This is a genomic window from Pseudarthrobacter oxydans, assembly GCF_013314975.1.
GTDB classification, from domain to species: domain Bacteria; phylum Actinomycetota; class Actinomycetes; order Actinomycetales; family Micrococcaceae; genus Arthrobacter; species Arthrobacter oxydans.
Genome location: NZ_JABTYH010000005.1, coordinates 60,228 through 73,370, shown reverse-complemented (window position 1 = coordinate 73,370; position 13,143 = coordinate 60,228). Strand labels below are relative to the sequence as shown.

The 13,143-nt window shown below is 67.1% G+C and carries 15 protein-coding genes and 1 riboswitch; of the genes, 6 read left to right on the top strand and 9 right to left on the bottom strand.

Annotated features, from left to right (window positions below):
• Nucleotides 1-11 precede the first annotated feature (11 nt).
• Genes HTS88_RS05170 through HTS88_RS05160 form a run of 3 tightly spaced genes read right to left on the bottom strand, consistent with a single transcriptional unit; the run spans nt 12 to nt 2,988 of the window.
• A complete protein-coding gene (locus HTS88_RS05170; RefSeq protein WP_174176163.1) occupies nt 12-812 on the bottom strand; it encodes an energy-coupling factor transporter transmembrane component T family protein in 801 nt (266 codons plus the stop codon).
• The gene (locus tag HTS88_RS05165) at nt 809-2,365 is read right to left on the bottom strand and encodes an ABC transporter ATP-binding protein (protein WP_174176161.1); all 1,557 of its coding nucleotides are present in this window, start codon (nt 2,363-2,365) and stop codon (nt 809-811) included. The genes HTS88_RS05170 and HTS88_RS05165 overlap by 4 nt, the downstream gene beginning before the upstream one ends.
• A complete protein-coding gene (locus HTS88_RS05160; RefSeq protein WP_174176159.1) occupies nt 2,365-2,988 on the bottom strand; it encodes an ECF transporter S component in 624 nt (207 codons plus the stop codon). Before HTS88_RS05160 ends, HTS88_RS05165 begins: the two co-directional genes overlap by 1 nt.
• Nucleotides 2,989-3,052: 64 nt before the next feature.
• Nucleotides 3,053-3,192, bottom strand: a riboswitch (TPP riboswitch).
• 72 nt (nt 3,193-3,264) lie between these two features.
• Here HTS88_RS05160 and HTS88_RS05155 point away from each other — a divergent pair.
• The 6 genes from HTS88_RS05155 (at nt 3,265) to HTS88_RS05130 (ending at nt 6,556) form a co-directional block, all read left to right on the top strand.
• Nucleotides 3,265-3,807, top strand: coding sequence for a heme-degrading domain-containing protein (locus HTS88_RS05155; RefSeq protein WP_174176156.1), 543 nt, complete (start codon nt 3,265-3,267; stop codon nt 3,805-3,807).
• Between the two features lie 127 nt (nt 3,808-3,934).
• Nucleotides 3,935-4,144 (top strand): hypothetical protein, encoded by a 210-nt coding sequence (locus tag HTS88_RS05150; RefSeq protein WP_174176154.1) that lies wholly within the window; start codon nt 3,935-3,937, stop codon nt 4,142-4,144.
• A 113-nt stretch (nt 4,145-4,257) separates the two neighbouring features.
• Nucleotides 4,258-4,761 carry a DUF4383 domain-containing protein gene (locus HTS88_RS05145; protein ID WP_174176152.1) on the top strand — a complete coding sequence of 168 codons (504 nt, stop codon included), beginning with the start codon at nt 4,258-4,260 and terminating at the stop codon, nt 4,759-4,761.
• Between the two features lie 67 nt (nt 4,762-4,828).
• Nucleotides 4,829-5,884: an iron-containing redox enzyme family protein gene (locus tag HTS88_RS05140; protein WP_174176150.1), complete on the top strand. Its 1,056-nt coding sequence runs from the start codon at nt 4,829-4,831 to the stop codon at nt 5,882-5,884.
• 103 nt (nt 5,885-5,987) lie between these two features.
• Complete coding sequence (locus tag HTS88_RS05135; RefSeq protein WP_174176148.1) at nt 5,988-6,203, top strand: CDGSH iron-sulfur domain-containing protein; 216 nt, start codon at nt 5,988-5,990, stop codon at nt 6,201-6,203.
• Between the two features lie 89 nt (nt 6,204-6,292).
• Nucleotides 6,293-6,556, top strand: a complete 264-nt coding sequence (locus tag HTS88_RS05130; RefSeq protein ID WP_066279890.1) for a DUF4235 domain-containing protein — start codon at nt 6,293-6,295, stop codon at nt 6,554-6,556.
• Nucleotides 6,557-6,628: 72 nt separating this feature from the next.
• Here the strand turns inward: HTS88_RS05130 and mnhG are convergent, their stop codons facing one another.
• The 6 genes from mnhG to HTS88_RS05100 are packed head-to-tail and all read right to left on the bottom strand — an operon-like array spanning nt 6,629 to nt 13,123.
• Nucleotides 6,629-7,030 carry a monovalent cation/H(+) antiporter subunit G gene (gene mnhG / locus HTS88_RS05125; RefSeq protein WP_104188514.1) on the bottom strand — a complete coding sequence of 134 codons (402 nt, stop codon included), beginning with the start codon at nt 7,028-7,030 and terminating at the stop codon, nt 6,629-6,631.
• Nucleotides 7,020-7,298 carry an MrpF/PhaF family protein gene (locus HTS88_RS05120; RefSeq protein ID WP_066279895.1) on the bottom strand — a complete coding sequence of 93 codons (279 nt, stop codon included), beginning with the start codon at nt 7,296-7,298 and terminating at the stop codon, nt 7,020-7,022. The genes mnhG and HTS88_RS05120 overlap by 11 nt, the downstream gene beginning before the upstream one ends.
• Entirely contained in the window at nt 7,295-7,840 is a 546-nt protein-coding gene (locus tag HTS88_RS05115) for a Na+/H+ antiporter subunit E (RefSeq protein WP_174176146.1), read from the bottom strand. The genes HTS88_RS05120 and HTS88_RS05115 overlap by 4 nt, the downstream gene beginning before the upstream one ends.
• On the bottom strand, nt 7,837-9,441 hold the full coding sequence (locus HTS88_RS05110; RefSeq protein ID WP_174176144.1) for a Na+/H+ antiporter subunit D: 1,605 nt from the start codon (nt 9,439-9,441) through the stop codon (nt 7,837-7,839). The genes HTS88_RS05115 and HTS88_RS05110 overlap by 4 nt, the downstream gene beginning before the upstream one ends.
• A complete protein-coding gene (locus tag HTS88_RS05105) occupies nt 9,438-10,055 on the bottom strand; it encodes a Na(+)/H(+) antiporter subunit C (protein ID WP_174176142.1) in 618 nt (205 codons plus the stop codon). Before HTS88_RS05105 ends, HTS88_RS05110 begins: the two co-directional genes overlap by 4 nt.
• Entirely contained in the window at nt 10,052-13,123 is a 3,072-nt protein-coding gene (locus HTS88_RS05100; protein ID WP_174176140.1) for a Na+/H+ antiporter subunit A, read from the bottom strand. The genes HTS88_RS05105 and HTS88_RS05100 overlap by 4 nt, the downstream gene beginning before the upstream one ends.
• Nucleotides 13,124-13,143 lie beyond the last annotated feature (20 nt).

Sequence of the window (13,143 nt, the reverse complement as noted above, 5' to 3'; positions counted from 1 at the left end):
CGGCCCAGGCGTCAGCTTCCCAGCCACACCATGTTCCAGGTCCCCAGGGACACTGCCGCAACCACCGCTGTTCCCGCCATCACGACGCCCCCGGCAAGCACCCAGGCATCCAGCGCGCTGAAGGTGGATTCGCGTGCCCACGTCCGGCGTCCGCCGCCGAAACCGCGCGCTTCCATGGTCACTGCCAGCCGTGACGCCCGGCGGATTGCCTGCACCAGGAGCCCGAAGCTCTGCCCCAGCGTCGCCTTCAACCGCTGGACGGCATTGCCACGCGAACCGACGCCCCGGGCCCGGCGCGCCATGCCGATTGTCTGCCACTCTTCCGCCATCAGGCCCACCAGCCTCATGGCCGCAAGGGTCCCCAGCACGAACCGGTGCGGCAGGCGGGCCTTCTGCGCCAGGGCGTCGGCCAGGTCCGTGGGGTCGGTGCAGCTCATCAGCAGCACCGCCGGAAGGGCGATGGCCAGCCCGCGCAGCATGAAGCCGATCCCAAGTTCCAGCGAGCCTTCGCTCATGGTCCAGATGCCGACGTCGATCAGCGTCCTTCCGCTGTCCGGAGCCAGGATTGAGGTACTCCAGCCCCCCACCGCCGCGGCGAGGATCAGCGGCCAGCCGCGCTGCCACAGCAGCGTCAGCGTGAGGCCTGCGAGCGGGAACAGGAGGAATTCGAAGGCCAGCGCCACTGATGCGGAAACCCAGTCGATCGAAAGCGCCAGCACTGCCGTGATGAGGAAGACGGCGGCGAACTTGCTCAGGGGGTTGGCGCGGGCCAGCAGGGCCTGGTTGCCCCGAAGGTTCAATTCCTGCCTCATGGCGCCACCGGTTCCGCGGCAGCCATCCGCAGCTCAGTGCCACCCAGCGCGGCGGTGAACTCGGCGTCGTGGGTCACGGACACCACCGCGGTGCCGGAGTCCAGCAGCTCGGACAGGAACGAGGCCAGCTCCGCCCAGGTGTTGGCGTCCTGGCCGAACGTCGGCTCGTCCAGGACGAGCACCCGGGGATGGGCCGCCAGGACCGTGGCCACGGAAAGCCGCCGCTTCTCGCCGCCGGACAGCGTATAGGGGTTCGCGTCCACGAGGTGGGTCAGCCGCAACCGCTCCAGCAGTTCGTCCACGCGCTCCTCGCCGTGGCCCAGGTGCCGCGGACCGAACAGGAGTTCGTCCAGCACCTTCCCGGTGACGAACTGGTGCTCCGGCTCCTGGAACACGGTGCCAATCCGCTCGATGAGCTGCTCGGCCTTCCACTTATAAGGGTCTATCCCGGCGCCACGGCTGAGGTCCAGGGTGGCCGACACCTTTCCTGCCACCGGTTCCAGGAGTCCCGCGAGGGTCAGCGCAAACGTTGACTTGCCCGCCCCGTTGGGGCCCGTGATGGCCAGCGCCTGCCCTGCCCGGACCTGGGCGGAAATATCGTGTTGGACGGGTACCGGGGGTACCTTCCGGAAGCCGCTGCGGCGCGGACGTTCCCGGGAAACCGCAAGGTTCTCGGCCGCCAGCAGAAGGCCGCCGGAGCCGGCTGCCGGATTGCCCGACCGTGCACGCGTGCCAGGAACATACCCGGGCACCCACACACCGGCCGCCGCCAGCATGGTCCGTGCGTCCGCGAGCACCTGGTCCGGAGGACCGTCAAGCAGCACGGCATCTTCAGTGGCGCTGCCCGGCTGCAGCACCACGATCCGGTCCACCAGGTCCTTCCACACGGACACCCGGTGCTCCACCACAACCAGCGTGGCGCCGGTCTTGTCCACGCAGCGGCCCACGGCGTCCCGGACTTCCAGCACACCGGCAGGGTCCAGGTTCGCCGTTGGCTCGTCGAGCAGGATCAGGCCGGGCCGCATTGCGAGGATTCCCGCAAGCGCGAGGCGCTGTTTTTGCCCGCCGGACAGGGCCGACGTCGGGTGGTCACGCGGCAGGCGGGAAAGGCCGACGTCGTCCAGCGCCTCGTGCACGCGGGCCCAGATGGCGTCGCGGGGCACGGCGAGGTTCTCGGCGCCAAAGGCGACGTCGTCGCCGACGCGGGAGAGGACCACCTGCGTCTCCGGATCCTGCTGCATCAGCCCGGCCCGGCCGCGCTGCTCGCGGGGCACGGCGCCGTCAACCAGCAGCGAGCCCGTCTCGTCGGACTCGCCGGCGTCGCCGCCGTCGTCGTCCATGTCCCCCAGCACCCCGGCCAGGGCATGCAGGAGCGTGGACTTGCCCGCACCGGAGGGCCCCAAAAGGAGCACCCGCTCCCCCGGGCGGATCTCCAGGTCGAGGCCACGGACAGCCGGCTTGGCGCGCCCCGCATGGCGCCATCCCCAGCCGCGGGCTGTGACGGCAGCCGGACGCACCGCAACTGATGCCTCGTGCCGCGAAGGGGCGCCCATCAGGAGAAGACGGGCTCCGTTGCCGCCTTGCGTGATGCAAAGGAGCTCAGGACCCCTGTCCTGGCCAGGCCGCGGGTGGCGATCCAGGACAGTGCGCCGGCGATGATGGCGCCGGAGATGGCAGTGAAGATGATGTACGCCAGCTTGTCGCCGGCGGCGTAGGCGATGTTCCAGCCCCACGGCGCGAAGGAGTCGTTCAGGCCGCAGAAAAGGCCGGCCGCGGCGCCGGCAAGCAGTGCCACGGGCAGGTTGAACTTCCGGTACACGAAGATGGCGAAGATGATCTCGGCACCCAGGCCTTGGACGAATCCGGAGAACAGTACCGACGCACCGTACTGGGAGCCCATGAGCAGTTCACCCGTGGCGGCCACCGTCTCGCAGAAGAGCGCGGCGCCTGGCTTGCGGATGATGAGCATGCCCAGGACGGCCGGGATCATCCAGCCGCCGGCAATCAGGCCGGTCAGGGGCGGGTAGACGGCGTTCATGGGTCCGGAGACTGCGGCCGCCCCCTGGGACCAGGCCCAGAAAATGACGCCGCCGGCAACGGCGATAAGGGCCGCCACCACGATGTCCACGACGCGCCAGGACTTGCCGGCGGGCTTCTTGATTGCTGTTGTTGCCATGTGGTCCTCCTGAGGAACAGGAGGGGAAAGTGGACGCGGTTGCCGGCACTGCTGCCGCTGCGCGCACTTCGAGAACTCGACTCCCTTGCGCCGGTACTAACCGGATCAGGTTCGAGGGTCTGCGGCTGTCCGCACTCTCAGCGCCCACCTGCGGTCCCTGGCCTGGCCAGTGATGCCGACGGCGGCGCTCCCCTGTCGTTGAATGATTCTATTGGTGAAATATCCGCCCTGTTGGGCGTGGTCCAGTTTACCGCAGGGAGGGGTAGATTGTGGGCCATGACAGCGAATCCACCAGATGTGACCGGGTATGATCCGGATTCCCGCGATGCCCAGCCGGAGGGATCCCTGGAGGCCTTGATCGCGCGGATTGAGGCGGAGATCCGGGGACTCCAGTTTCCCGGCTTCTCCCTGGACGACTCCCTGAACCTGGGGCTGCTCCTCGTGGAGCTGGGCAAGGAGCGCGGGCTTCCCATCGCCATCGACATCACCAAGGGCGAGCAGGTCCTCTTCCACGTGGCCCTGCCGGGGGCAACACCGGACAACGGGCACTGGATCCGGGCCAAGAAACGGACCGCAGCCCGGTACGAGGTTCCTTCCCTGCTGGTGGGGCTGCGCGCCCGGCTCAGCGGCGGACGTATCGAAGACAATGCCTGGTTCGACCAGGCCCTCTACGCTGCGCACGGCGGCTCCTTCCCCTTGTACGTCACTGGGGTGGGCGCCGTAGCAACCGTCACCGTGTCCGGATTGCCGCAACTGCAGGACCATGACCTGGTGGTCGAGGCCCTCCGCGACATCCTCCGTTCGGCCGGCGCGGAGTAACGCCCTGCAAGCCAGCGGAGTGGCGCCCCCGGCCGGCCGGCATGGCAGGTCTTCCTGGCATGGACACCCCAGTGAGGCCGGGAGTACATTCGAGCGCAGTGGCGGGTGATCAATCCAGGAGGGCGCCGTGACCGGTCCAGCAACCGAGAACCAGGTCCGGGCGGCGCTGGACAAAGCCTGGGACGAGATGATTTTCATCGGCCCGGACCACCCCTACTATTCCCTGCTGGCGGAACTGGTGTCCGCCGTCGGGAAGTCCTGGCAGCAAGGCTACGACCACGGCCGCCGCGGAGGTCCGCACACCAACCCCTACTTATGGGCCGGCCCGGGAGGCTAGCAGCCTGCGCGCGGAGTGCGGGCGCACAACGCCGGCACAATACAAAGGCTGCTTAGCAATTATTTAGTAATCATGCTTACTATGTTGTCTCCAGCGTTTGAGGAGTACAGCACATGGCAGCCAGCATCCGCCGGGCAGGCGCCCGCACAGGCCTGCAGAAGGCTGCCCTCGCAACGGGCGCCGTGTTCTGCCTGGCCGGCATCCTTGGATTCGTTCCCGGCATCACTTCCAACCATGACGCGCTCCGCCTGGCCGGACACGCCTCAGGAGCATTGCTGCTCGGGATCTTCCAGGTATCCGTCCTCCATAACGCCGTGCACCTGCTCTTCGGCGTCGCCGGCGTCCTGATGTCGCGCACCCACCCGCAGGCACGGAACTTCCTCATCCACGGCGGCGTCATCTACCTGGTCCTCTGGCTGTACGGCCTCCTGGTCGGTGACCCCACCCCTGCCAATTTCATCCCCGCAAACGATGCGGACAACTGGCTCCATCTGGTCCTTGGCCTGGCCATGATTGCCCTGGCCATCATGCTCGCCCGTGGACCCGCCCCCGCCGCAGGCGGCGCCGGCAGCGGCAGCACCGCCACATCCCCAGCGCCCGGCACCCGCGGCCGCTGACACATCCCCGGCCGGGCCCCAGTGCAGGGAGCACGGAACCGGCCCACGCCAGACCTGAAGGAGCACCATGAAAATCCCAGCAGCAAGGGGTCCAGTCAGCACCGCACTGTTCAGCGCCCTCACAGCGGCACCGGGCACAGATGAGGGCGCCCTTGACGCGTTGCACCGCTCGGTGGCCGGCCATCTCCCGGCAACCCGGGACATCATTGGCGACGACGACCTCCAGCTGGCGCTCTTCTGCCTCTACGAGCTCCACTACTCGGGCCTTGAGGGTGTGAGTGACGAGTGGGAGTGGGCGCCGGAACTGATCCGGGTGCGCCAGATGCTGGAAAAGCCGTTCGAAGCCGCGCTCCGGGACGCAGCCGCGGAGGCTGCCGGTGACCTGGAACTTCCCGCCGGACCCGGTGCCACCAGCGACGCTGTGGCGGACGTCCTGTTCGGCCTGGCCGCACGCGACACCGGCCCCAGCCTCTCCCGCTATGTGGCCCGGAAAGCCAGCCTGGGCCAGCTCAAGGAATTCCTGATCCACAAGTCCATCTACCAGCTGAAGGAAGCCGATCCGCACACCTTCGCCATCCCCCGGCTCTCCGGCCGGCCCAAAGCGGCACTGGTGGAAATCCAGGCGGACGAGTACGGCGGCGGACGGCCCGAGCGGATGCACAGCGCCCTTTTCGCCCGCACCATGCGGGGCCTGGGAATGGAGGACGGGTACGGGGCATACGTGGACGCCGTCCCTGCGGTCTCCCTCGCTGCCGTGAACCTGATGTCCCTTTTCGGCCTGAACCGCCGGCTCCGGGGGGCCATCACGGGACATCTGGCCATCTATGAGATGACGTCCTCCCAGCCCAACCGCCTGTACGGCAGGGGCTTCCGGCGCCACGGATTCACTACAGACGTCACCCACTACTTCGACGAGCATGTGGAGGCCGACGCCGTCCATGAACAGATTGCCGGCCGGGACCTTGCGGGCGGGCTGGTTGAAGCCGAGCCCCACCTGCTGGCGGACGTCCTGTTCGGAGCCACGGCCGTCATGGCCGTGGACGGCAGGCTGTCCGCGCACATCCTGCAGTCCTGGGAAAACGGCGGAACCTCGCTAAGGCAGGCACTGCCTGCTGCGGCCTGAGCACCAGGGCAGGAAACCCCACTGACCAGATCAAGCCCGGCTCCACGCAGGCATCAACCGAGACCTCCACCAGATTTCCCAGCACCCCAGAGCAGGAGCAGAGATGAACCAGGAACCCACCGAGAGCTCCATTGTGGTCTGCCCCGACGGGCCCCTTATTGTGCGCGGCGATTTCGAGCTGGTCACACCGTCCGGCGATCCGGTTCCCCGTGACCGCAAAACGGTGGCGCTGTGCCGGTGCGGCGCCTCAGCCATCAAGCCCTACTGCGACGGCACCCACAAGATGATCAAGTTCCGCACCGAATCCCCGTCAGCCTGAACAAGCGACGCGTCACGCTGGGCAGGGACCCGGCAAACGCCAGATAGGCTAGGGACAGCCCGTTTTCCGCCCGCAAGGAGTACTCAGGAATGAACCTTTTCATCAAGCTGCTCGGCACCGGCGTGAGCCTCGGCGCCGGCTTCGTCGGCACCAAGCTGGTCAACACCATCTGGGAAAAGTCCACCGGGCGCAAGCCGCCCACCGGCAAGGACGAGGACGTCCCCACGAGCCTGCAGTCCGCGCTGACGTTCGCGCTGATCTCGGCCTCTGTCAGCACCATCATCCAGGTCCTGGCCAACCGAGGCACCCAGCGGGCCATCACCCGGTTCGCCAAGAGCCAGGACATCGTCTAGCGGAGTCCAGCACCCGCAGCCCCGGCCAACAGGGAAGTTTTACTCAGCTCCCGGGGCACTCCAAACCAGCGCTCAGCCGTCGCCGGAACCGTCCTCACGGGCGGCTTTGGCGGCGGCTTTTTGCACCACGGCCTCAAGCTCATCCGAGGTGAGGAGTTCGCGGTGCAGGTGCTTGGTGCGGTAACCGGCGCGCCCCACCATGTGCGCAGAGACCGGCACGGTGAGCAGCTGGAAGATCCAGGCCACCAGCAGCACGGGCCACACCCACCAGGTCCGCATCTGCAGGCCGATGGATGCCAGGAGCAGGAACAGCCCCAAAACCTGGGGTTTGGTGGCGGCATGCATGCGGCTCAGGAGGTCGGGGAAGCGCAGCAGGCCGATGGCCGCCCCCAGGGACATGGTGGCCCCAACAATCATGAACACCGCGGACAGCACGTCCACCCAGGCATCCAGGCCAGTGGAATCAGGACTCATTGGGCTGCTCCCTACGGTCTGCCACAAACCTTGCCACCGTCACGGACCCGATGAAGCCGATGATCGAGATGGCCACCACCAGCATCAGGTTGTTCAGGTGCCGGTTGACGGCCATGTCCACGCACAGGGCACCGCCCAGGATAGCCAACAGGACATCCGTGGCCAGCACCCGGTCCAGCAGCGACGGGCCGCGGGAGATCCTGATGATTGCGCCGACTGCCGCGAGCGAGAAGATCACGGCGGTCACTGCCAGGACGATCTGCATCATGCGGTCGCCTCCGTTCGCAAAATCTCGAGCTCTTCCCTGGTACCCATGATCCTGATCAGCCCCGCTTCGATGGACAGCACCTCGTTCTTCAGGTTTTCGACGTCCTGCGGGGAGCTGATGTTCAGCGCGTGCAGGTAGAGGGTGGAGGTTGACCTGTCCACCTCGACCACCAGGGAACCGGGAATCAGGGAAATCACGTGGCCTGTGGCTGTGACCAGAAGGTCCTGGTGGCTGCGCAGGGTCACCGCCACCACGGCGTTCTTCACCCTGGGGCCCCGCGACACGGCAAGGTAGAGGAGCTGCATGCTGGCCATCACCACCTTGGCCAGGAACGTGAGCGCGAACGGAACGGCGTACAGGATGTTGAAGCGTCCGCTGAGCTCCACCGGCGGAAGGTAGAACAGGCGTGCCACGGCTACTGACAACAGGGCTCCGAAAAGGAGGTTGCCCGGGCTGAAATCCTGCCACAGGGCACCCCAGACAATGACCAGCCACACCAGGAGCGGAAGCTCCTGGCGCAGTGAGATGCGCCGGCGGCTCATTTTCCTCCCCCTGCGGTAAGGACCATGGGAACCTCGGTGTCCTCGCCCAGGACTGCCTGGATGTAGGAGGACCTGTCCAGCATGTCGTGCGCGGCCTGGTCCGAGACCATGAACAGCGGCCCCGCGAAGACAGTCAGCCCGATGCCCAGCACCACCAGCCCGATGGTGGAACCCACCATGGTGCGCGGCAGCAGGGTGACGGTGTTCGGCTTGGCTCCCGGCCCGGTAACGCGGGCGGCAGGCGTTGCCAGCAGCACGGGATCCGGGTGTTCGGCGTCGGAAGGCCTGCGCCAGAACGCGCGGTTCCATACCCTGGCCACCGCAAGCAGGGTCAGCAGGCTGGTCAGCACCCCGCCGATCACCAGCACGTATGCCAGCGGTGTTCCCAGTTCAACGCCGGCCTGCATGAGCCCCACCTTCCCCAGGAATCCGGAGAATGGCGGGATTCCGGCCAGGTTCATGGCGGGCACGAAGAAGAGCAGCGCCAGCAGCGGCGACAGCTTGGCGAGCCCGCCCAGCCGGTCCACGGAGGAACTGCCGCCCCGGCGTTCGATCAAACCTGTCACAAGGAAGAGGGAAGTCTGGATGGTGATGTGGTGCACCACGTAGAAGACGGCCGCGCCAAGCCCCGCCACGGAGGACATGGCCAGGCCGAAAACCATGTAGCCGATGTGGCTCACCAGGGTGAACGAGAGCAGACGTTTGATGTCGCTCTGCGCCAGGGCGCCCAAAATTCCCACCACCATGGTCAGTAACGCGGCAACCATCAGCGGGGTGTTCAGTGAGTCCCCGGGGAACAGGAGCGTCTCGGTGCGCACCATGGCGTAGACACCCACTTTGGTGAGCAGGCCCGCGAACACGGCAGTGACCGGCGCCGGCGCCGTGGGGTAGGAGTCCGGCAGCCAGAAGGACAGCGGAAAAACGGCGGCCTTGATGCCGAACGCCACCAGCAGCATCACGTGCAGCAGCGTCCTGGTGCCCTGGTCCAGCTCACCGAGCTTGATGGCCAGGTCCGCCATGGTGATGGTTCCGGTGGCGCCGTAGACCATGGCGATCGAGATGAGGAACAGCACCGAGGACACCACGGACACCACCACATAGGTGACGCCTGCCCGGATGCGGGGTCCGGTGCCGCCCAGCGTCATCAGCACGTAGCTTGCCGTCAACAGGATCTCGAACCCGACGTAAAGGTTGAAGAGGTCCCCGGAAAGGAACGCATTGGAGACGCCCGCCACCAGGATCAGGTAGGTGGGGTGGAAGATCGAGACGGGCGCATCCTGGTCGCCGTCGGCCATGCCCTGCCCGGTGGCGTACACCAGCACGGCAAGGCTCACCGCCGAGGAGACCACCAGCATCAGCGACGAGAACTGGTCCACCACCAGCACGATGCCCCACGGCGGCAGCCAGCCGCCCAGCGTTACGGCAAACGTGCCGCCGTCCCAGACGGAGGCCAGCAGGAGACATTCCAGCAGAAGCGTGAGGGACAGCAGGGCGATGCTCACCGCGCGCTGGGCCCGTGAATGGCGGATCAGCATGAAGGTCAGGGCGGCGCCCAGGATGGGAAGTACGACGGCGAGCGGGGCAAGGCTTGCGAGGTTCACTTTCCGCCTCCTTCCGGGCCAGGGGCCACATTGGTGGAGCCGGGTTTTTCTTCGGAGGCTGCCTGCTCGGCCGCCATCTCCCGGCCGCCGGCCAGCAGCGTTGTCCCGGCAGCGCCGTCATTGGACGCGCCGCCGTCGGAAAAACTGCCGTTGGAAACACTGTGATTGGAAACGCTGTGGCCGTCGGTGCCCAGCATGGTGAGCGGGAACTCTGAGGTCTCGGCGGGGACCTCGGCGTCGTCCTCTGCGTCGAAGCTTGGAGTCTCGGCAACGCGGAGGTCCTCCACGTCATCCTGGATCTCGTCACGGCGCGCCAGCACCCACGTGCGGTAGATGATGCCGAGCATAAAAGCGGTGACGGCAAAGGAAATGACGATGGAGGTCAGGATCAGGGCCTGCGGAAGGGGATCGTTGTAGTCCCCGGCGGCAATGTCCTTTGAGTACAGGGGCGCGAGCCCTGCGTACCCGCCAGTGGCCAGGATCAGGAGGTTGGTGGAATTGGCCAGGAGCATCAGTCCCAGCAGGACACGCGTGAGGCTGCGCTCCAGCACTAGGTAGATGCCGCAGGCGTACAGGGCCCCCATGACGATCAGGAGGGTCAGGTTGATGCTCATGCTTGGCCCTTTGCGGTGGTCTCGGAGGCGGCGCCTTCAGGCTCCTGCTCCGGTGCGGACGGTGTGGCGGAGTCGTCGCCCGCGAACTCCTGCTCCTCGCCGGGGGTTCGGCCGCCCACAGCGGAACGCTGTTCGAAGTGTTCGTCGATTTCGGCGCCCAGGCTCCGCAGGACGTCCAGCACCAGGCCCACCACCACGATGTACACGCCGATATCGAAAATGGTGGAGGTGACGAACTTGATGTCGCCGAACACCGGGAGCCACAGCTCGATGATGGCTGTCTGGAACACCTGGCCGCCGAGCAGCAGCGGCACTGCGCCGGAGGCTGCAGCCACGGCCAGCCCGATCCCCAGGAGCGCACCGGCGCTGACCGGGGTGGCCTCGCGGAGCTCAAACCGTCCTCCGGCCAGGTACCGGATGGTCAGGGCCAGGCCGGCTGTCAGGCCGCCGGCGAAGCCGCCGCCGGGAAGGTTGTGGCCGGCCAGCAGGAGGTACAGCGAGAACATGATCATGGAGTGGAAGATCAGCCGCGTGACCACCTCGAAGATGATGGACCGGCGTTCAGGGGCCAGTGTCCGGCCGGCCACGATCCACGCATCCCGGGCAGACGCCGCGAATTTCCGGCTGACGGCCAGCGCCGCCGCGTCCCTGCTGCCGGGGTCAACGCCGCGGTGGCGGCCTACGGTTCCCTCCGCTACGGTGGCGGAGTTCAGGATCCGGTCGCCGCGGCCGCGGACGAAGATGAGGCTCGCCACGCCGGTGGCTGCCAGCGCCAGGACGGTGATTTCACCGAAGGTGTCCCAGGCGCGGATGTCCACGAGCGTCACGTTGACGATGTTCAGTCCGCCGCCGCCCTCGTACGCGAGCCGCGGGAACTCAAGGGACACCGGCGTTGCTATCCGTGCTCCCATGGCGTAAATCGCGGCGAACACCATGGTGACGCCGAAGCCCAGGCCGATGATGACGCGAACCACACGGTATTTGCCGCCGGTCCGGTCGCGGAGCTCGGGCGGCAGGCTGCGCATCGCCAGCACGAAGGCCACCAGAATGATCGTTTCCACCAGCATCTGCGTCAGTGCCAGGTCCGGGGCGCCCTGGAGCGCGAACATCAGGGCGATGCCGTAACCGGTGACGGAAACCATCAGGACTGCCAGGAACCGTTTGTTGGCTTTGACGGCCGCCAGGGCGCCGATCACGATGCCCGCACCCACCACGAGCTGGAGCGGGGAGCCGGGGTCAACCAGGTAGATCCCGTCCGGAAGCGGCTTGCCCGTCACCAGGATCACTGACAGGGGCAGGACAAAGGCGACGCTGAGGATGACGGCCAGGTAGTAGTACAGCGAACCACGCTGGGTGCGTCCGGTGATCCACACCGCTGCGTCATCCAGGCCGCCGATGGTGTACTGGTAGGCCTTGTCCCCGTCCACCCATGGCGGGACCAGGGACTGTGCCCGCGAGACCGCGTTGCGGCCAAGGTACATCGCCAGGCCCAGCGCGAACGTGATGACCGTCAGGCCCAGCGCCGGCGTGAAGCCGTGCCACAGCGCAAGGTAACCGGCCTGTTCAGCGGCCGTTCCGGCGTCGGGAGCAGTGGAGGCAAACAGGGCGGCGTACGGCTGGATCCACGCGTCAACGGGTGCCGGCCACAGCCCGTAGATGATGGTCAACAGGCTGAGGATGGCCGGCGCGGCGAGGAAGGAGGGCCTGATGGCCTTGAAGGGCGTGGGCTCCACGCCGGGCTTGACGGCGAACGCGCCCCACATGAAGCGGGCGCTGTAGGCGAAGGTGAGGATGGATCCCAGGACCAGTCCGGCCAGGACCACCGTGCCCCACGGTCCGGCTGCTTCGTCTCCCGCGTGGTGCACGAAGGACTCCAGCACCGATTCCTTGGCCACGAACCCGGCCAGCGGGGGCACTCCGGCCATGGACGCGGCGCCGATGGCGGCAACCACTCCGAGCGCACGGGACGAGCGGAAGACGCCGGACAGCTTGCGGACGTCGCGCGTTCCTGACTGGTGGTCGATGATGCCCACCACCAGGAACAGGGTGGCCTTGAACAGCCCGTGGGCCAGGAGCATGGCGAGCCCTGCGAGCGCCGCGTCCGGTGTGCCCAGGCCCACCACCATGGTGAGGAAACCCAGCTGGCTGACGGTGCCGTAGGCGAGGATGAGCTTGATGTCGGTCTGGCGCAGCGCCCGGTAGCCGCCCACCAGCATGGTGGCCAGGCCCAGGCCCAGCACCACCGGCTGCCAGTACGCCGTTTCGGAGAACCCGGGCGCCAGCCTGGCCACCAGGTAGATGCCGGCTTTGACCATCGCAGCGGCGTGCAGGTAGGCGCTGACCGGCGTGGGTGCGGCCATGGCGCCGGGGAGCCAGAAGTGGAACGGGACCAGGGCGGACTTGGTAATGGCGCCCACCAGGATCAGTACGACGGCGGCGCCCACCATGGCGCCCGTGGCACCGCTTGTGAGGGCGGGCGCCTGCTCCAGGATGCTGGAGATGCGGTAGGTGCCGGCCGCGTGGCCCAGCATGATGAGTCCCACCAGCATGGCCAGCCCGCCGGCAGTGGTGACCATGAGCGCCTGCAAGGCGGACCGCCGCGCAGCCAGCCTGGTGCGGGCGAATCCGATCAGGAGGTAGGACAGGATGGTGGTCAGTTCCCAGAAAATGAACAGCAGCAGCAGGTCATCCGCCGCCACCAGGCCGAACATGGCGCCCGCAAAGGCCAGCAGCTGCGCACCGAAGGCGCCGAGGTCCTGGTCTTTTTTCTTGAAGTACCTGGCGCAATAGACCAGCACCAGCGACCCCACGCCCAATACCAGGAGGGACATGACCCAAGCCAGCGCGTCCATGCGGAACGCAAGTTCGAGTTGGAGCCCGGGAATCCAGGAGACGGTTTCGCTGATGGACCCCGTCCCGGCGTAGACCGGACCGTGCTGCAGCAGGAGCCAAACGAAGGATGCGGCCGGAACAGCTGCCAGTGCATAGAACGCGTTGCGGCCCCAGGCCCTGAAGAGGAACGGCGCCAGGACAGCCACCGAAAAGTGCACGGCAAGGACTGTTATCACTGGTATCTCCGCAACGTCAG